The organism is Pseudomonas sp. SB113 (assembly GCF_040754745.1).
GTDB classification, from domain to species: Bacteria; Pseudomonadota; Gammaproteobacteria; order Pseudomonadales; family Pseudomonadaceae; genus Aquipseudomonas; species Aquipseudomonas grimontii.
In genome coordinates, this window is sequence record NZ_JBFMHW010000020.1 from 51,244 (window position 1) to 73,255 (window position 22,012).

2 protein-coding genes are annotated in these 22,012 nt (G+C 65.0%); both read left to right on the forward strand.

The window, feature by feature from the left end; translation table 11 throughout:
• Window positions 1-183 precede the first annotated feature (183 nt).
• Entirely contained in the window at window positions 184-14,217 is a 14,034-nt protein-coding gene (locus AB1462_RS23350; RefSeq protein ID WP_367248015.1) for a non-ribosomal peptide synthase/polyketide synthase, read from the forward strand.
• Between the two features lie 3 nt (window positions 14,218-14,220).
• Window positions 14,221-22,002: an amino acid adenylation domain-containing protein gene (locus AB1462_RS23355; RefSeq protein WP_367248016.1), complete on the forward strand. Its 7,782-nt coding sequence runs from the start codon at window positions 14,221-14,223 to the stop codon at window positions 22,000-22,002.
• Window positions 22,003-22,012 lie beyond the last annotated feature (10 nt).

Below are 22,012 nucleotides of genomic sequence, written 5' to 3' on the forward strand. Positions count from 1 at the left end.
GTTGCAAAAAGCGGTGTTCGTCAATGCTAGCTGGGGTTTGTGTGTCTTTCCCGGGGATTGATGTAACCCCTGATGACAGCTCGCTCTACGCCGCCCATCCCCCGCTAATTTTTCCCTCTCCGGTTCGTTTTATAGGGACGACGTGCCTTTGTGCTTCCTGCCTATTGCTCCGGACTCCAACAAATGAATGCTGAAGACTCCTTGAAACTTGCTCGCCGGTTTATCGGGTTGCCCCTGGAAAAACGCCAGCTGTTCCTGCAGGCATTGCAGAAAGAAGGGGTGGATTTTTCGCGGTTTCCGATTCCGGCCGGCGTGGAGGCGGAGGACCGCCAGGCGCTGTCCTACGCGCAACAGCGCATGTGGTTTCTGTGGCAACTGGACCCGAGCAGCGGCGCCTACAATCTGCCGGGCGCCGTGCGGCTCAAAGGCGCGCTGAACCTTGGCGCCATGGAGCAGGCGTTCGCCAGCCTGGTGGCTCGGCACGAAACCCTGCGCACGGTGTTCCAGCGCCAGGCCGATGAACGCTTGATGCAGGTCGCCGTAGCGCCGTCGTTGGCCATTGACCAGCTCGATCTAACGAGGTTGGCCCCGGCCGAACGCGAGCACGCCGTCAACGACGCGGCCACCCGCCAATCGTTGTTGCCGTTCGACCTGGAGCACGGCCCGCTGCTGCGCGTGCAACTGCTCAAGCTCGATGCCCAGGAGCACGTGCTGCTGCTGACCCTGCACCATATCGTCTCCGATGGCTGGTCGATGAACGTGCTGATCGACGAGTTCATCCGTTTTTACGATGCCCACGAGCGCAACGAAGCGGCGCAATTGCCGGCGCTGCCGATCCAGTACAGCGACTACGCCTTGTGGCAGCGCCGCTGGCTGGAAGCGGGGGAGCAGGCCCGTCAATTGGAATACTGGCAGGCGCGCCTGGGGGATGAGCACCCGGTGCTGGAACTGCCAACGGACCGCCCGCGCCCAGCCATGCCCAGCTATCAGGGCACCCGCCACAACTTTGCGATTGACCCGGTGCTGGCCGCGCAGTTGCGCACCTGCGCGCAACAGCACAACGTCACCCTGTTCATGCTGCTGCTCGGCGCCTTCAATGTGTTGCTGCATCGCTACACCGGCCAGGGCGATATCCGCGTCGGCGTACCGATTGCCAACCGTAACCGCAGTGAAGTCGAAGGGTTGATCGGGTTCTTCGTCAACACCCAGGTACTGCGCACCGAACTGACCGGGCAAACCCGCGTTGGCGAGTTGCTGCAGGGCATCCGGGAGCACGCCCTCGGCGCCCAGGCTCATCAGGAATTGCCGTTCGAGCGCCTGGTGGAAGCCCTCAAAGTCGAGCGCAGCCTCAGCCATACGCCGCTGTTCCAGGTGATGTACAACCATCAGCCGGTGGTGGCCGATATAGCATCGGTCAGCACCGCCTCCGGCCTGGAACTGGCCCTGGTGGAATGGCAAGGCCGCACTACCCAGTTCGACCTGACGCTCGACACCTATGAAAAATCCGGCACCCTGCACGCCGCGCTGACCTACGCCAATGACGTGTTCGACGCGCCGTCCATCGCGCGAATGGCACGCCACTGGATCAGCCTGTTGCAGGCCATGGTCGCCGATGGCGAACAGCGCATCGGCGAGTTGCCGATGCTGGCCGCCGAAGACCTGCACACAGTGGTCAACGCCTGGAACCAGACCGCGCAGGCGTATCCGACCGAGCGCGGCATACATCAGTTGATCGAAGACCAGGTCCGGGCCACGCCTGATGCGCCGGCGTTGCTGTTCGGTGCTGTCACGCTGACCTACGCCCAGCTCGACGCCCGTGCCAACCAGTTGGCCCATGCCTTGCGCGAACAGGGTGTTGGTCCCGATGCGTTGGTGGGGATCTGCGTCGAACGTTCGGTGGAAATGGTCATCGGCCTGCTGGCCATTCTCAAGGCCGGCGGCGCCTATGTCCCGCTCGACCCCGAATACCCCCAGGAACGCCTGGCCTACATGATCGAAGACAGCGGCATCCAGCTGCTGCTCAGCCAGCACAGCCTGCTGCCGCTGCTGCCTGTCGAAGGCATTCGGGTGATGCTCCTCGACCAGGCGCCAGGCTGGCTCGACGGTTACAGCGTTGCAGCGCCCGTGGTCGACATCCATGCGCTGAACCTCGCCTATGTGATCTACACCTCCGGCTCCACCGGCAAGCCCAAGGGCGCCGGCAACAGCCATCGCGCACTGGTCAATCGCCTGTGCTGGATGCAGCAGGCCTACGGCCTCGATGCCAGTGACGCGGTGCTGCAGAAAACCCCGTTCAGCTTTGACGTGTCGGTGTGGGAGTTCTTCTGGCCGCTGATGACCGGCGCCCGCCTGGTGGTTGCAGCCCCTGGCGAACACCGCGAGCCGGCGCGGCTGATCGCGACCATCGGCGAGCACGCGATCACCACCTTGCACTTCGTGCCGTCGATGCTCCAGGCGTTTATCCATGAGCCGGGCGTGCAGGCCTGCGTAAGCCTCAAGCGCATCGTGTGCAGCGGCGAAGCCTTGCCCCTGGACGCGCAATTACAAGTGTTCGCCAAGCTGCCCCAGGCCGGTTTGTTCAACCTCTACGGCCCGACGGAAGCTGCCATCGACGTGACCCACTGGACTTGCATCGATGAAGGCCGTGACAGCGTGCCGATTGGCCGTCCGATTGCCAACCTCGGCACCTACGTGCTCGATGCGCAGCTCAACCCGGTGCCTGCCGGCGTGTCCGGCGAGCTGTACCTGGGCGGCACCGGCCTGGCGCGCAGTTATCATCGCCGTCCGGCGCTGACCGCCGAACGTTTTGTACCCAGCCCCTTCGGTGACGGCGCGCGCCTGTACCGCACCGGCGACCGCGTGCGCCAGCGTGACGACGGTGTGATCGACTACCTTGGCCGCCTCGACCACCAGGTCAAGCTGCGCGGGCTGCGCATAGAACTGGGCGAAATCGAGACGCGGTTGATGCAGCACCCAGGCGTGCGTGAGGCGGTGGTGCTGGTACACGGCGGCAAGCAATTGGTGGCCTATCTGGTGCTGGAGGGCGAGGCGCCCACCGACCTCAAGGCCTGGCTGCTCAGCAGTCTGCCGGAATACATGGTGCCGACCCATATGGTGCACCTGGCCAAGTTGCCGGTGACCGCCAACGGCAAGCTCGACCGCAAAGCTCTGCCAGTGCCCGATACGGCGCCGCAACAGGCGTATGTCGCTGCGGAAAATACCCTGCAAAAAGCCCTGGCGGCGATCTGGCGCGATGTGCTCGGCGTCGAGCAGGTCGGCCTGGACGACAACTTTTTCGAGCTGGGCGGCGACTCGATCATCTCCATCCAGGTGGTCAGCCGCGCGCGCCAGGCGGGGATTCGCCTCAGCCCGCGCGACCTGTTCCAGTACCAGAGCGTGCGCAGCCTGGCGTTGGTGGCAAGCTTCGAGCAAGCCAGCGTTATCGACCAAGGCCCCGCCAGCGGCGAGGTGATCCTGACGCCGGTGCAGCAAGGCTTTTTCGCCCAGGCGGTCCCCGCGCGTCAGCACTGGAACCAATCGTTGCTGTTGACCCCGCGCGAGCTGTTGGAACCGGCACGCCTGGAAGCCGCCCTGACCCAGGTGATCAACCATCACGACGCCTTGCGCCTGCGTTTTGTGCAGCGGGCCGACGCTTGGCAGCAAGCCTATGCCGCGCCAGTCACCGAGCCGGGCCTGTGGCAAACCCACGCCAGCAGCGACGATGAGCTGGCGGCGCTGTGCGATGAGGCCCAGCGCAGCCTCGACCTCGAGCAAGGCCCGCTGCTGCGTGCCGCGTTGGTGAGCATGGCCGATGGCAGCCAGCGCCTGCTGCTGGTGATCCATCACCTGGTGGTCGATGGCGTGTCCTGGCGCATCGTCCTGGAAGACCTGCAACAGGCTTACCACAAGGCATCGTTGCCGGCCAAAACCAGCGCCTATCAGCTGTGGGCCGAACAGTTGCAAGCCCATGCCCGCACGCTGGACCACCAGTTGGCGTACTGGCAGGCACAGTCGATGGACACGGACTTGCCGTGCGACAACCCCCAGGGCGGCCTGCAAAACCGCTTGGGCAGCAAGCTCGAAATCCGCCTTGATGCCGAACACACCCGTCAACTGCTCCAGGACGCACCGGCGGCCTACCGCACCCAGGTCAACGACCTGTTGCTCACGGCCCTGGCGCGCGTGGTCAGCCGCTGGAGCGGCCAGAACGCCGCACTGATCCAACTGGAAGGCCATGGCCGCGAAGACCTGTTCGACAGCGTCGACCTGACCCGCACCGTGGGCTGGTTCACCAGCCTGTTCCCGGTGCGCCTGCACGCCGACGGCGAGCTGTCGGCCGCGATCAAGTCGGTCAAGGAGCAACTGCGCGCCGTGCCCGCCAAAGGTATCGGCTATGGCCTGCTGCGCTACCTCGGCCCGCCTGCGGCCCGCGAAGCCTTGGCGAACCTGGCCGCGCCACGCATCACCTTCAACTACCTGGGCCAGTTCGACCGTCAGTTCAACGAGTCCGCGCTGTTTGTTCCGGCCCCCCAGGGCAGCGGTCAGGCTCAGGATGCCGAGGCTCCGCTGGCCAACTGGCTGACGGTCGAAGGGCAGGTGTACGGCGGTGAACTGGCGCTGCAATGGGGGTTCAGCCGCGAGATGTTCGAGGCGTCGACGGTGCAGCAGTTGGCGGATGACTACGCGGCAGAGCTCAAGGCCTTGATTGAGCATTGCCGAGCCACCCCGCCAGGGCAGGTTACCCCTTCGGACTTCCCGCTGGCCCGCTTGACCCAACAGCAACTGGATGCGTTGCCCGTGGCGGGGCCGGCGATTGCCGATCTTTATCCGCTGTCGCCGATGCAGCAGGGCATGTTGTTCCATACCCTCTACGAACCAGAAGCCCAGGCGTACATCAACCAGTTGCGCCTGGATATCGACGGCCTCGACCTGTTGGCTTTCGGCCGCGCCTGGCAGGCTGCACTGGACCGCCATGACATCCTGCGCAGCAGCTTCCACTGGCTGGGCCTGGACAGTGCGCATCAAGTGATCCAGCGTCAGGTCGACGTGCAGTTGCACGTGATCGAAGACATCGATGCCGACTTCGATGCGCTTGCCGAGGCTGAACGCGAGAAGGGCTTCGCGCTCAATGCTGCGCCGCTGTTTCGCCTGATGCTGGTGCGGGGTGCGGGTAACGCCTGGCACCTGATCTTCACCAGCCACCACATCCTCATGGACGGCTGGAGTAACGCCCAGTTGCTGGGTGAAGTCATCGCCCACTATGCCGGCCAGGCCTTGCCCGCGCCGCTGGGGCAGTTCCGCGATTACCTGGGCTGGCTGCAACAGCAAGCCTCGGGTGAGACGTTCTGGAAAGCCGCCCTGGCGCCGTTGCAAACACCTACCTTGCTCGCGCAAGCGCTGCGCGCGCCGGGCGATGGCATGGGCACGGCTGAGCATCAATTGATCCTCGAGGGCGAGTTCACACAGGCTCTCGGCGAGTTCGCCCGTCGCCAGAAAATCACCCTCAATACCGTGCTGCAAGGGGCGTGGAGCCTGTTGCTGCAGCGCTACACCGGTCAGGATTGCGTGGCCTTCGGCGCCACCGTCGCCGGGCGTTCGGCACCGCTGCCGGGGATCGAGCAGCAACTGGGCCTGTTTATCAACACGTTGCCCATCGTCAGTACGCCTTCCCCAGCCCAACCGGCGGCCCAATGGCTCAGCGAGTTGCAAGCCCTGAATCTCGGCCTGCGCGACCATGAGCATGTGCCGCTGTACGACATCCAGGGGTGGGCCGGCCAGCAGGGCGCATTGTTCGACACCTTGCTGGTGTTCGAAAACTTCCCGGTGGCCGAGGCCCTGAAGCAGGGCGCGCCCGCGGGCCTGACGTTTGGCCGTATGCACAACCATGAACGCACCCATTACCCGCTGACCCTGGGCATTGAGTTGGGGGCCAGCCTGCGTCTGGAGTTCAGTTACGACCGGGCCCGCTTCAGCGCTGAACAGGTCGCCCGCTTGAGCGCCAACCTGCACCACCTGCTGGTGCAGTTGCTCACCGATGCCCAGGCGCCGCTTGGCAACCTGCAATTGCTTGACGCCACCGCACAATGCGACGTGCTTGCCCTCAGCCAATCACCGGGCGCGGCCCAACGCCAGTCGCGCGTGCACCAACGCATCGCGGCCCAGGCCGCTGCCACACCGCATGCGCTGGCAGTACAGGCTGGCGAAGCACGCTTGAGCTATGCCCAGCTCAATGACCGTGCCAATCGGCTTGCCCATCGTCTGCTGGCGCTGGGCGTGGGCCCGGGCCAGCGCGTGGGCCTGGCGTCGCGACGCGGCCCGCAACTGATCGTCAGCCTGCTCGCCGTGCTCAAAAGCGGCGCGGCCTATGTGCCCCTGGACCCGAACTATCCCGCCGACCGCCTGGCCTACATGCTGGCGGACAGCCGCCTGGACCTGTTGCTCAGCGAAACCGGGTTACTGGCCGACCTGCCGCTGCCGCAAGGGCTGGCCCGCCTGGACTTCACCGCCTCCGGTACAGAGCTGGCCGGCTACCCTGCCAGCAACCCACTCACCCACGCTGCGGCTGCCGATCTGGCGTACGTGATCTACACCTCGGGTTCCACCGGCCAACCCAAGGGCGTGGCCATCGACCATGCGGCCCTCGGCCAATTCTGCGACAGCGCCGAGGTCTACAGCCAACTGTGTGCAGAGGACCGCGTGCTGCAGTTCGCGACCTTCAGTTTCGACGGCTTTGTCGAGCAGTGCTACCCGCCGCTGTGTGTAGGCGCCGCATTGATCATGCGTGGCGATGAACTGTGGGATGCCGGCCAATTGGCGCGGGAAATTGTCGAGCAGGGCGTGACCCTGGCTGACTTGCCGGCGGCCTACTGGTACCTGCTGGCCAAGGAGTGCGCGGCCGATGGTCGCGCCCTGGGCAACCTGCGCCAGGTGCATGTGGGCGGCGAGGCCATGTCGGTGGAAGGGCTGCGCGCCTGGCACGCAGCCGGCCTGGGCGGCGTGCGCCTGGTCAACACCTACGGGCCGACCGAGGCCACCGTGGTGTCCAGCGTGCATGACTGCCAACTGGCGGATGCCAGTGATGCGTTCGGCGTGCCGATTGGCCGGGCGATCGCTGGCCGCTCGCTGTACGTACTCGACAGCGGCTTCGAGCTGTTAGCCACCGAGGGCGTTGGCGAACTGTGCATCGGCGCCGAGTTCGGCCTGGCCCAGCGTTACTTCGACCGCCCGGCGTTGACCGCCGAGCGCTTCCTCCCGGACCCGTTTTCGGCGGTGCCCGGTGCGCGGCTCTACCGCAGTGGCGACCTGGCCCGTTACAACGAGGCGGGCGCCCTGGAGTACGTGGGGCGTATCGACCATCAGGTGAAGATCCGCGGGTTCCGTATCGAAATGGGCGAAATCGAGGCCAGCCTGCAAGCCCTGCCGGGGGTGCGCGAAGCTGCCGTCGTTGCGCAGCCGAGCGCCACCGGCACGCAGTTGGTGGCGTACGTGGTCGCGGCCCACGGCCAGCCACTGGATACCCAGGCGCTGGCGGCGGCCTTGCGCGAGTCCTTGCCGGACTACATGGTGCCGGGTCATTGGCTGGTGCTCGATGCCTTGCCGTTGAACAACAACGGCAAGCTTGACCGCCGCGCGCTGCCGCTGCCGGACCTGAGCCAGGCGCGGCAGGCCTACCGCGCTCCGCAAAGCCCGCTGCACATGCAGTTGGCGGCGATCTGGCAAGCGGTATTGCACGTCGAGCAGGTGGGGCTCGATGACCATTTCTTCGAGCGCGGCGGGCATTCGTTGCTGGCCACTCAGGTGATCTCCCGCGTGCGTCACGACCTCCAGCTGGAAGTGCCGTTGCGAGCGTTGTTCGAGCAACCGACGCTGGAAGCGTTCGCGGCGGCCTGCGCAGGTGTGCAGGCCGGCACTGCAAGGCCGATGGTGGCGGTGGGGCGTGATCGGCCACTGGTACTGTCCTTCGCCCAGGAACGCCAATGGTTCCTTTGGCAACTGGACCCCGGCAGCGCCGCCTATCACGTACCCACCGCATTGCACCTGCGCGGTGAGCTGGATATCCCGGCACTGGAGCACGCGTTCCAGGCCCTGGTGCAACGCCATGAACCATTGCGGACCACCTTCGTGGAAGAGGCTGAGCACACCTGGCAGGTCATCCAGCCAAGCCTGACGATGCTGATCCAACGCCAGCAGGTGCATGACTCGGCCATCGAGCAGGCGGTCGCGCAAGAAATCCAACGCCCGTTCGACCTGCTCAACGGCCCGCTGATGCGCGTCATGCTGCTGGAGATCACGGCCGCGCACCATGTGCTGGTGATCACCCAGCACCACATCATCTCCGACGGCTGGTCGATGCAAGTGATGGTCGATGAGTTGCTGGCGCTGTATCAAGGCCAGGCGCCGTTGCCGGCATTACCGATCCAGTACGCCGACTATGCCGTGTGGCAACGCGATTGGATGGCGGCCGGGGAGAAACAACGCCAACTCGATTACTGGCGTGCACGCCTGGGCACCGAACACGCGGTGCTGGAACTGCCCCTGGACCACCCGCGCCCGGCGGTGCAAAGCCATCGGGGTGCGCGTCGGCGGGTACACCTGGACAACGCCCTGGTGGCCGAACTCAAGGCGCTCGCCCAGCGCCAGGACGTGACTTTGTTCATGCTCCTGCTGGCGTCGTTCCTGACTTTGCTACACCGCTACAGCGGCCAGGCCGAGATCCGTGTCGGGGTGCCGATCGCCAACCGTAATCGCCTGGAAACCGAGCGTCTGGTTGGCTTCTTCGTCAACACCCAGGTGCTCCAGGCCGACCTGCACGGGCAGATGCCCTTCGAGCAGTTGCTGGCCCAGGTCAAGCAGCGTGCCCTGGAGGCCCAGGCCCATCAGGACTTGCCGTTCGAACAACTGGTGGAAGCGCTGCAACCGGAACGCAGCCTCAGCCATAACCCGTTGTTCCAGGTGATGTTCAATCACCAGGACAACCTGCGCGCCGGTCCGGTGCAACTGCCTGGCCTGGATCTGCAGCCGGTGGATTGGGCCGGTCACACGACCCAGTTCGACCTCAACCTGGAAACCGAGGAGTCCGTCGACGGCCTTTGGGCATCCCTGACCTACGCCACCGACCTGTTCGACGCCGCCACCCTGGAGCGCCTGGCCGTGCACTGGCAGAACCTGCTGCGCGCAGTGGTCAACGATGCCTCCCAGGCCCTGGACGAGCTGGCGATGCTCAGCACGACGCAATGGCAGCAGATGGTCGAAGACTGGAACCACACGACCGTCGATTACCCGCGCGAGTGCTGTGTTCACCAGTTGTTCGAAGCGCAAGCCCTGGTACAGCCGCACGCCATCGCGCTGCACTTCAACGGCGAGGTCGTGAGCTACAGCGAACTCAATCGCCGCGCCAACCGCCTGGCCCATCGCCTGATCGCGGCGGGCGTCGGCCCGGACGTGCGGGTGGCGGTGCATGTGGAGCGTTCCCTGCACATGGTGGTCGGCCTGCTTGCGACCCTCAAGGCCGGTGGCGCCTACGTGCCGCTGGACCCGCAATTCCCGGCGGATCGCCTGGCGTTCATGCTCGAAGACAGCCGCGCCCAGGTGCTGTTGACTCAGTCGCCGCTGATCGGGCGCCTGGTGCAACCGCAAGGCCTGCAGGTGCTTTTGGTCGAGGACACCGGCGGTGACGAACGCAATCCGCAGGTCAGCGTCACGCCACAACACCTGGCCTATGTGATCTACACCTCCGGCTCCACCGGCAAGCCCAAGGGCGTGATGGTGCCGCACCAGGCGCTGTGCAGCTTTACCTGCGGCATGGCCGGCACCCTGGACATCGGCGCGCAGGCGCGGGTGCTGTCGCTGACGACATTCTCGTTCGACATCTTTGCCCTGGAGCTGTACGTGCCGCTGACAGTTGGCGCCACGGTGCTGCTGAGCGGCCAGGAACTGGCGCTCGACCCGGAGGCGATAATCGACCTGGTCGTCGCCCAATCCGCCAGCGTGCTGCAAGCCACGCCGTCCACCTGGCGCATGCTGCTGGAAAGCCCGCGTGCCGACCTGCTGCGCGGCATCAAGTGCCTGTGTGGCGGCGAAGCGCTGCCAGCCGACCTGGCCCAGCGCATGCTCGACCTGCAAGGCCCGGTGTGGAACCTCTATGGTCCCACCGAAACCACCATTTGGTCGGCGGCTCATCGTCTGCTGGAGGCGCAACCTTTGGTCGGGCGACCGATCGCCAACACCGCGTTGTTCATCCTCAATGCCGGGCTCAGCCCATGCCCGTTGGGCGCGGCCGGTGAACTGCTGATCGGCGGCGTCGGCCTGGCGCGCGGCTACCATGCGCGTCCAGCCCTCACCGCCGAACGTTTCGTGCCCAACCCTTACGGCGCGCCGGGCGAGCGCCTGTACCGCAGCGGCGACTTGGCACGCTACCGTGCCGACGGCGTGGTGGAGTACATCGGCCGGGTCGACCATCAGGTCAAGGTGCGCGGTTTCCGTATCGAGCTGGGCGAAATCGAAGCCTGCCTGCGCGAGCATGAAGGCGTTCGCGAAGCCGTGGTGCTGGCCGACAACGACCGCTTGATCGCCTACCTGGTGACGTCTGCGGCACAGCCGGCGCAAGCCTACACAGCGGCCTTGCGTGAGCGTCTGCCGGACTACATGGTGCCGGCGCACCTGATGTTCCTCGATAGCCTGCCCTTGACCCCCAACGGCAAGCTCGACCGCAAGGCCTTGCCCAAGGTCGATACCCGCCTGTTGCTGAAAAGCCATGTGGCCGCCGTCACCCCGCGCGAACAACAGGTCGCGGCGATCTGGTCCGAGGTGCTGGGCGTACCCCAGGTCGGCCTCGACGACCACTTCTTCGAGCTGGGCGGGCATTCGCTGCTGGCCACGCGGGTGGTGTCGCGGGTACGCCAGGCACTGGCGCTTGAAGTGGCGCTCAAGACCCTGTTTGAACACCCGTTGCTGGGTGACTTCGTGGTGGCCCTGGGCGAGGAGGGCGTGGTCGCGCCGGCGCTGCTCAAGGCCGATCGCAGCCAGCCGTTGCCGCTGTCGTATGCCCAGGAACGCCAATGGTTCCTGTGGCAACTCGACCCGCAAAGCGCCGCGTACCACATCCCCAGCGCCCTGCGTTTGACAGGCCCGTTGGACCTGGCGGCGCTGCAGCGCAGCTTCGACACCTTGCTGGCACGCCATGAAAGCCTGCGCACCCATGTGCGCCAGGACGCCGCCGGTACGGTCCAAGTGATTGAAGACTCGGGCCTGATTGAAATCGATCTGGTCGACACCGATGAAGCCGGCCTCAAGGCACGGGTGGCTGACATCGTTGCGCAGCCATTCGACCTGCTGCGCGGGCCGTTGCTGCGCGCCCAGCTGCTGCGCCTGGCCGAGGATGAGCATGTGCTGGTGCTGGTGCAGCACCACATCGTCTCCGATGGCTGGTCGATGCAACTGATGGTCGAGGAGCTGGTGCAACTGTACGCCGCCTTCAGCCACGGGCAGACGCCAGCCCTGCCGGCCTTGCCGATCCAGTACGCCGACTATGCCGTGTGGCAGCGCCAATGGATGGAGGCGGGAGAGAAGGCCCGTCAACTGGCCTACTGGCGTGAACAGTTGGGTGGCGTGCAGCCGGTGCTGGAATTGCCGTTCGACTACCTGCGCCCGGCCCTGCAAAGCCATCGTGGCGCACGCCTGGGTATCGAGTTGCAACCGCAGCTCCTGGCCGGTTTGCGGCGCCTGGCGCAGGGCGCGGGAGTGACGTTGCCGATGGTACTGCTGGCGTCCTACCAGGCGTTGCTGCACCGCTACAGCGGCCAGGAAGACGTGCGCATCGGGGTGCCGATTGCCAACCGCAATCGCCTGGAAACCGAGGGGCTGATCGGTTTCTTCGTCAATACCCAGGTGCTCAAGGCCGATATCCATGGGCAGATGAGCGTTGTGCAACTGCTGCAACAGGTACGCCAACGTTCCCTGGAAGCCCAGGCCCACCAGGACCTGCCGTTCGAGCAACTGGTAGAAGCGTTGCAGCCCGAGCGCAGCATGAGCCTGAGCCCACTGTTCCAGGTGATGTTCAACCATCGCGTGACCTCGGCCGCCAATCACCTGCAGCGCCTCACCGAATTGGACGTCGAGGTGCTGAGCTGGGATGAAGGCGTGGCCCAGTTCGACCTGGCACTGGATGTGGAGGAAAGCCAGGCGACCCTGCGTGCATCCCTGGGCTACGCCACCGATCTGTTTGCCCCAGCCACTATTGAGCGCATGGCCGGCCACTGGCAAAACCTGTTGCAGGCGATGGTTGCCGACCAACAGCAACCCATCAGCCAACTCAACCTGCTGGGCCAGGATGAGCAACGACACATCCAGCAGCTGTGGAACCAGACCGATGCGGGCTTCTCGGCCGAGCGCCTGGTGCACGAGCGGGTCGCCGACCGTGCCCGGGAAAACCCGCATGCTGTGGCCGTTAAATTCGACGCGCAAACCCTCAGCTACGGCGAGCTGGACCGCCAGGCCAACCGCCTGGCCCATGCCCTGATCGCCCGTGGCGTCGGCCCGGAAGTGCGTGTGGCGATCGCCATGCCGCGCAGCGCCGAGAGCATGGTGGCGTTCCTGGCGGTGATGAAGGCCGGTGGCGTGTATGTGCCTCTGGATATCGAGTACCCGCGTGATCGCCTGCTGTACATGATGCAGGACAGCCGCGCGCAGTTGCTGCTGACCCACACCAGTGCCTTGCAGCAACTGCCGATCCCCGAAGGCCTGGACAGCCTGGCGATTGATCGCACCGAGCAATGGGCCGATTACGGCGACACTGCGCCGGATGTAAAACTGGACGGCGACAACCTCGCCTACGTGATCTACACCTCGGGCTCCACCGGCCTGCCCAAGGGCGTGGCCGTCTCTCACGGCCCGTTGGTGGCGCACATCATCGCCACCGGCGAGCGCTATGAAACGTCGCCGGCCGATTGCGAACTGCACTTCATGTCGTTCGCCTTCGACGGCGCCCACGAAGGCTGGATGCACCCGCTGATCAATGGCGCCAGTGTGCTGATCCGTGACGACAGCCTGTGGCTGCCCGAGTACACCTACGAACAGATGCACCGTCACAACGTGACCATGGCGGTGTTCCCTCCGGTGTACCTGCAACAGCTGGCCGAGCATGCCGAGCGTGACGGCAACCCGCCGAACGTGCGGGTGTACTGCTTTGGCGGCGATGCGGTGGCGCAAGCCAGCTACGACCTGGCCTGGCGCGCGCTCAAGCCGACCTACCTGTTCAACGGCTACGGCCCGACCGAAACCGTGGTCACGCCGCTGCTGTGGAAAGCCCGTCGAGGCGATCCCTGCGGTGCCGTCTACGCGCCAATCGGTACGTTGTTGGGCAACCGCAGCGGCTACGTGCTGGACGCGCAACTCAACCTGCAACCCATCGGCGTCGCCGGCGAGTTGTACTTGGGCGGCGAGGGCGTGGCCCGCGGTTACCTGGAACGCCCGGCACTGACCGCCGAACGCTTCGTGCCGGACCCGTTCGGTAAACCGGGCAGCCGCGTGTATCGCAGCGGCGACCTGACCCGTGGCCGCCCGGATGGCGTGGTGGATTACCTCGGTCGCGTCGACCATCAGGTGAAAATCCGTGGCTTCCGTATCGAACTGGGTGAGATCGAAGCGCGCTTGCGCGAGCAGGACAACGTCGGTGAAACCGTGGTGGTGGCCCAGGAAGGCCCGACCGGCAAGCAACTGGTGGCCTACGTGGTGCCGGCGGATGCGAGCCAGGTCAACGAAGCCGAGTTGCGCGACCACCTGCGCCGTGCCCTGAAAACCCGCCTGCCGGATTACATGGTGCCGACGTACTTCATGTTCCTCGCGCAAATGCCGCTGACCCCCAACGGCAAGCTCGACCGCAAGGGTCTGCCGCAACCGGACGCCAGCCTGCTGCAACAGGCCTATGTGGCCCCTGAAACCGAGCTTGAACAGAAGATTGCCGCGATCTGGGCCGAGGTATTGCGCCTGCCGCAAGTGGGCCTGAACGACAACTTCTTCGAAGTCGGCGGCCACTCGTTGCTGGCGATCCAGATCACCACGCGGGTCCAGGCCGAACTGGGCCTGGAAGTGCCGTTGGTGGAAGTGTTCCAGACCGAAACGCTGCGCGCCTATGTCCAGGCCGCTGCCACCTTCCGCGCAGGCACTGCGGAAGATTTTGATGACCTTCGTGACTTTTTGAGCGAACTAGAGGCGATTTGACCCATGCTTTCCAACCCTAATATCGATCTGGTTTCGCGCTTTCTTCGTCTGCCTCTGGAACAGCGCCAGCAGTTTTACCAGCGCCTGCAAAGCCGGGGCATGAGCTTCGCCCAGCTGCCGATTGCCTCGATCCGCGAGGACGGCCAGATGCTGCCGTTGTCCTACGCCCAGGAGCGCCAGTGGTTTCTCTGGCAACTGGACCCGGACAGTGCCGCCTATCACGTGCCGGGCGCCCTGCGCCTGAGCGGGCGCCTGGACAAGGTTGCCCTGCAAAAGAGCTTCGACACCCTCGCGGCGCGCCATGAAAGCCTGCGCACGCGCCTGCACCTGGATGATGAGCAGCGCTCCCAGGAAGTGCTGGCTCACGGCGTAATCGAGATCGCTGAAAGCTCGGTCGACGAAGCCCGGCTCAAGGCCCGCGTCGAAGCCGAAATCGCCCGTCCGTTCGACTTGCAGCAAGGCCCGCTACTGCGAGTCAGCCTGCTTACCCTCGGTGAAGACGAGCACGTGCTGGTGCTGGTGCAGCACCATATCGTCTCCGATGGCTGGTCGATGGGCGTGATGGTGCAGGAGCTGATGCAGCTCTACGCCGCCTACAGCCGGGGCCAGGACTGCGTGCTGGCACCTTTGCCGATCCAGTACGCTGACTACGCACTGTGGCAACGCAGATGGATGGAAGCGGGGGAGAAGGCCCGTCAACTGGACTACTGGCGTGAACTGCTCAGCGGCACGCAGCCGGTGCTGGAGCTGCCATTCGACCAGCCGCGCCCGGCGCAACAGAGCTACCGTGGCGCGCGCCGGGAGATCGTACTGGAGCCCGCACTGGTGAGCGGTTTGAAGGCTCTGGCCCAGCGCGAAGGCGTGACGATGTTCATGTTGCTGCTGGCCTCCTTCCAGGCATTTCTGTACCGCTACAGCGGCCAGCAGGATATTCGCGTCGGCGTGCCGATTGCCAACCGCAACCGCGTCGAGACCGAATCGCTGATCGGCTTCTTCGTCAATACACAAGTGCTCAAGGCTGACCTCGATGGCCAGATGAGCTTCGCCCACTTACTGCAGCAGACCAAGCGCCGTGCGCTGGAAGCCCAGGCCCATCAGGACTTGCCGTTCGAGCAGCTGGTCGAAGCGCTGCAACCGGAGCGCAGCCTGAGCCATAACCCGCTGTTCCAGGTGATGTTCAACCACCAGGCCAATTCCCCAGCCGCCGCGCCGCAATTGCCGGGCCTGCGCGTGGCCAATTTGGAATGGGACAGCCACAGCGCCCAGTTCGACCTGAGCCTGGACACCCAGGAAAGCGGCGACGCGATCTGGGCGTCCCTGACCTACGCCACCGACCTGTTTGGCGCCGCCACCGTCGCGCGCATGGCCGAACATTGGCTGAGCCTGTTGCGGGCGGCCGTGGCGAATCCTGCATTGCCCTTGCACGACCTGGCGACACTCAACGCCGCTGAGCGCGAGCAAATGCTCTCTCAATGGAACGCCACCGAACGCGACTACCCGCAAGGGCAGTGGGTGCATCATTTGATCGAAGCCCAGGCGCTGGCACAGCCGGATGCGCCGGCGCTGCGCTTCAACGAACTGTCCCTGAGCTATGCCGAACTGAACCGCCGCGCCAACCGCCTGGCCCATCGCCTGATCGAAGCCGGCGTAGGGCCGGACGTGCTGGTGGGCCTGGCGGTGGAGCGTTCCATCGAAATGGTCGTCGGCCTGCTCGCGGTGCTCAAGGCCGGTGGCGCCTATGTGCCGCTGGACCCGGAATACCCCCGCGAACGCCTGGCCTACATGCTGGACGACAGTGGGGTGAAACTGCTGCTGACCCAGGCGCATTTGCGTGAGCAGTTGCCGATTCCCCAGGGCCTGGAAACCCTGGTGCTGGGCGAGTCGGCCTTCGAAGGCTACAGCGACGCCAACCCAGGGATCGCCCTGGACGGCGAAAACCTCGCCTACGTGATCTACACCTCGGGTTCCACCGGTCAGCCCAAAGGCGCCGGCAACCGTCATTCGGCATTGCTGAACCGCCTGCAATGGATGCAGGAAGCTTACGCCCTGGACGGCAGCGACACGGTGCTGCAAAAGACCCCGTTCAGCTTCGACGTGTCAGTGTGGGAGTTCTTCTGGCCGCTGATGAGCGGTTCGCGCCTGGTGGTCGCCGCACCCGGTGATCACCGTGATCCGGTCAGGCTGATCAACCTGATCAATCAACAGCAGGTCACTACGCTGCACTTCGTGCCATCGATGTTGCAGGCGTTCTTGCAGGATCCGACGGTGTCGACCTGCCAAAGCCTGCAGCGCATCGTGTGCAGCGGCGAGGCCTTGCCGGTGGATGCCCAGCAACAGGTCTTCGCCAAGCTGCCCCAGGCCGGTCTCTACAACCTGTATGGCCCGACCGAAGCCGCTATCGACGTGACCCACTGGACCTGCGTGGACGAAGGCCGCGATGCGGTGCCGATTGGCCGCCCGATTGCCAACCTCGGCTGCTACATCCTCGACAGTAACTTCGAGCCGACCCCGGTTGGCGTCCTCGGCGAGCTGTACCTGGGCGGCGTGGGCCTGGCGCGTGGTTATCACCGCCGTCCGGCACTCACCGCCGAACGTTTTGTCGCCCATCCATTCATCCAGGGCGAGCGCCTGTACCGGAGCGGCGACCTGGCGCGCTACCGCGCAGACGGCGTGATCGAGTACGCGGGGCGTATCGACCATCAGGTCAAGCTGCGCGGCCTGCGCATCGAACTGGGGGAAATCGAAGCGCGCCTGCTGGAGCACGAATGGGTTCGCGAGACTGCCGTGCTGGCGGTCGACGGCAAATACCTGGCGGGCTACCTGGTGCTGCAAGACGCCGGCGACGATTGGCGCGATGTACTCAGCGCCCACCTGGCGCAACACCTGCCGGACTACATGGTCCCGGCACAGTGGATGCTGCTGGAACAGATGCCCCTGAGCCCTAACGGCAAGCTCGACCGCAAGGCGCTGCCCAAACCCGAAGCCACCCACCACTACGAAGCTCCGCAAAGTCTGCTGGAGCAGCAGATCGCGGCGATCTGGGCCGAGGTGCTGGGCGTCGAACAGGTGGGTTTGAATGACAACTTCTTCGAGCGCGGCGGTGACTCGATCATCTCCATTCAAGTGGTCAGCCGCGCCCGGGCCGCCGGTATCCATTTCACCGCCAAGGCGCTGTTCCAGCATCAGACCGTGCGCAGCCTCGCCCGTGTGGCGCAGTTGCAGACAGCGCAGGTGATCGACCAAGGCCCGGTGCAGGGCGAGACGCCGTTGCTGCCGTTCCAGCAGTTGTTCTTCGAGATGGACCTGCCGGACCGCCACCACTGGAACCAGTCCTTGCTGCTGGTGCCACGCGAGCCGGTCCGGGCAGGTCGACTGCAAGCGGCTTTGCACGCCATCGTCCAACACCACGATGTGCTGCGCCTGAGCTTCAGCCAGCACGCCGAAGGGTGGCAGGCTGAGCATGCAGTCGCCACCCCTGAAGTGCTGTGGCAAGCCACGGTGAAGGATGCCGACGAACTGGCCGTGCTGTGCGAAAAAGCCCAGCGCAGCCTCGACCTGCAACAGGGGCCCTTACTGCGTGCGGTCCTTGCCGAACTGGCCGATGGTTCCCAGCGCCTGCTGCTGGTCATGCACCACCTGGTGGTGGACGGCGTGTCCTGGCGGGTGTTCCTTGAGGACCTGCAACGCCTGTACCGCCAACAGCCGTTGCCGGCCAAGACCTCGTCGTTCAAGGCCTGGGCCGAGCGTTTGCAGGCCCATGCCCGCAGCGAAGCGGTACAGCCGCAGAAGCACTTCTGGCTGCAACAACTCCAGGGCGTGCCGACCGATCTGCCATGCCGTGATCCGCAAGGCGCGCGTCCTGTCCGCCTGGCGCAGACAGTGGTCAGCCAGCTGGACGCCGAGCACACCCGGCAATTACTGCAACAGGCGCCTGCGGCCTATCGCACCCAGATCAACGATCTACTGCTGACCGCCCTGGCGCGCGTCATCTGCCAGTGGACGGGGCAGGCTTCCAGCTTGATCCAGCTGGAAGGCCACGGCCGCGAAGACCTGTTCGACGATATCGACCTGACCCGCACCCTGGGTTGGTTCACCAGCCTGTTTCCGGTGCGCCTGACCCCGGCCGAATCCCTTGGCGCTTCTATCAAGCAGATCAAGGAGCAACTGCGCGCCGTGCCGGACAAGGGCCTGGGCTTCGGCGCGCTGCGCTACCTCGGCGACGAGGCCACGCGCCAGGCGTTCAGCGCATTGCCGGTGCCGCGTATCACCTTCAATTACCTGGGCCAGATCGACGGCAGCTTTGACCAGCCGGACGGTTTGTTCGCGCTGGCCGCAGAAAGCGCCGGTGCCGAGCAGAGCCCGGAGGCGCCGCTGGGCAACTGGTTGACACTCAACGGCCAAGTGTTCGGCGGTGAACTGCACCTGGGTTGGACTTTCAGCCCGCTGATGTTCGAGGCGTCGCAGGTCGAAGCCTTGAGCCAGGCCTTCAGTCGTGAACTGACGGCGTTGGTGGAACATTGCTGCACCCCTGGCAACCACGGCGTGACGGCGTCGGACTTCCCCTTGTCCCGCCTGAACCAGCAGCAGCTTGAATCCTTGCCGCTGGCGGCTGATGGGATTGAAGACATCTACACCTTGTCGCCCATGCAGCAGGGCATGCTGTTCCACACCCTGTACGAACAAGCCGTCGGCGACTACATCAACCAGATCCGCGTGACGGTCGAGGGCCTGGATGTGGCGCGGTTCCAGCAGGCCTGGGATGTCACCGTGCAAGCCCACGACGTGCTGCGCAGCGGCTTCTTCTGGGAAGGCCAGCTGGAATGGCCGTGCCAGGTGGTGTATCGCGAGGCCCGGTTGCCGATCGAACACCTCGATTGGCGCGCCATGCCGGAGCGTGATCTGGCGTTGCAAAACCTGCAGGAAACCCAGCGTCGCCAGGGCTTTGACCTGGCCAAGGCGCCCCTTGTCCGTCTGGTGCTGGTGCGCACCGACGAGCAGTGCCATGAGCTGATCTACACGCACCATCACATCCTGATGGACGGTTGGAGCAATTCGCGCCTGTTCGGCGAAGTGCTGCAACGTTACGCCGGTGTGGCGGTGCCTGAAGCGGCGGGTCGTTATCGCGATTACATCGGCTGGTTACAGCAGCGGGATGCCGGTGCGACCGAAACCTTCTGGCGCGAGCAGTTGAGTGCACTGCAAGCGCCGACCCGCCTGGGCAGCAGCCAGCCCAGCGCGGCGAATGGGCATGGCGAGCACCAACTGAGCCTGGATCGCTCGCTGACAGGGCGCCTTGAAGCCTTTGCGCGTAGCAATAAGGTCACGCTCAACACCCTGGTCCAGGCGGCGTGGCTGGTCCTGTTGCAGCGCCATAGCGGGCAGGCCGTGGTGTCGTTCGGCGCCACCGTGGCCGGGCGCCCGGCAGACCTCGTGGGGGTGGAGCAGCAGATCGGCCTGTTCATCAATACCTTACCGGTGATCTGCGCAGTGGATGGCCAGCAAACCGTGGCTGACTGGTTGCAAGCGGTGCAGGCGCAGAACCTGGCCTTGCGCGAGCATGAACATACCGGGCTGTACGATATCCAGCGTTGGGCCGGGCAGGGCGGTGAAGCCTTGTTCGATAACATCCTGGTGTTCGAAAACTACCCGGTGTCTAAGGCCCTGAAGCAGAGTGGCGGCAGCGGTATCCGTTTTGGCCTGCCGGATTCCCGCGAGCAAACCAGCTTCCCGCTGACGGTGCTGGTGGACGTGGGTGACACGCTGTCGGTGCAGTTCAGCTTTGCACGTGCGCATTTCGACGCACACACGGTACAAGCCTATGGCCGCCATCTGCTTAATCTGCTGCAAGCCATGCTTGAGAGCGGCCAGCAACGTCTGGGTGACCTGGCCATGCTCGATGTGGCTGAACGTCAGCAGGTGGTACAGGACTGGAACGCCACGGCGCGTGACTACCCGCAAGGGCAGTGGGTGCATCATTTGATCGAAGCCCAGGCGCTGGCACAGCCGGATGTGCCGGCGCTGCGCTTCAACGACCTGTCCCTGAGCTATGCCGAACTGAACCGCCGCGCCAACCGCCTGGCCTATCGCTTGATCGAGGCTGGCGTGGGGCCGGACGTGCTGGTGGGCCTGGCGGTGGAGCGCTCCATCGAAATGGTCGTCGGCCTGCTCGCGGTGCTCAAGGCCGGTGGCGCCTATGTGCCGCTGGACCCGGAATACCCGCGTGAGCGCCTGGCCTACATGCTGGACGACAGTGGGGTGAAACTGCTGCTGACCCAGGCGCATTTGCGTGAGCAGTTGCCGATTCCCCAGGGCCTGGAAACCCTGGTGCTGGGCGAGTCGGCCTTCGAAGGCTACAGCGACGCCAACCCAGGGATCGCCCTGGACGGCGAAAACCTCGCCTACGTGATCTACACCTCGGGTTCCACCGGTCAGCCCAAAGGTGCCGGCAACCGTCATTCGGCATTGTTGAACCGCCTGCAATGGATGCAGGAAGCCTATGGCCTGGACGCCAGCGACACGGTGCTGCAAAAGACCCCGTTCAGCTTCGACGTGTCGGTGTGGGAGTTCTTCTGGCCGTTGATGACCGGTGCGCGCCTGGTGGTCGCCGCACCCGGTGATCACCGTGATCCGGCCAGGCTGATCAACCTGATCAATCAACAGCAGGTCACTACGCTGCACTTCGTGCCATCGATGTTGCAGGCGTTCTTGCAGGATCCGACGGTGTCGACCTGCCAAAGCCTGCAGCGCATCGTGTGCAGCGGCGAGGCCTTGCCGGTGGATGCCCAGCAACAGGTCTTCGCCAAGCTGCCGCAAGCCGGGCTCTACAACCTGTATGGCCCGACCGAAGCCGCCATCGACGTGACCCACTGGACCTGCGTGGACGAAGGCCGCGACGCGGTGCCGATTGGCCGCCCGATTGCCAGCCTCGGCTGCTACATCCTCGACAGTAACTTCGAGCCGACCCCGGTTGGCGTCCTCGGCGAGCTGTACCTGGGTGGCATGGGCCTGGCGCGTGGTTATCACCGCCGTCCGGCACTCACCGCCGAACGTTTTGTCGCCCATCCATTCATCCAGGGCGAGCGCCTGTACCGGAGCGGCGACCTGGCGCGCTACCGCGCAGACGGCGTGATCGAGTACGCGGGGCGTATCGACCATCAGGTCAAGCTGCGCGGCCTGCGCATCGAACTGGGGGAAATCGAAGCGCGCCTGCTGGAGCACGAGTGGGTTCGCGAGACTGCCGTGCTGGCGGTCGACGGCAAATACCTGGCGGGCTACCTGGTGCTGCAAGACGCCGGCGACGATTGGCGCGATGTACTCAGCGCCCACCTGGCGCAACACCTGCCGAACTACATGGTCCCGGCACAGTGGATGCTGCTGGAACAGATGCCCCTGAGCCCTAACGGCAAGCTCGACCGCAAGGCGCTGCCCAAGGCGGACGCCAGCTTGCAAGCGCGGGAGTATGTCGCGCCGCAGAGCGAGCTGGAGCAGCAGATCGCCGCGATCTGGGCCGAAGTCCTGGAGGTACCGCGCGTGGGTTTGAACGACAACTTCTTCGAGCTGGGCGGGCACTCGCTGCTGGCAACCCAGGTGGTGGTGCGCCTGCGTGAGCAGTTGCACGCCGAATTCGACGTCAAATCGATCTTCACCACCCCGACCCTGGCCGACTTCAGCGCCTATGTGGCAGGCCAGCAGACAAATAATTCGCCGGTGCAGGACGCATTGGCTAAATCCTTGGAGGCCCTCAAACGTCTATCAGCAGAAGATTTGGATAAATTGATTTCCTGAGGGGCGTGGC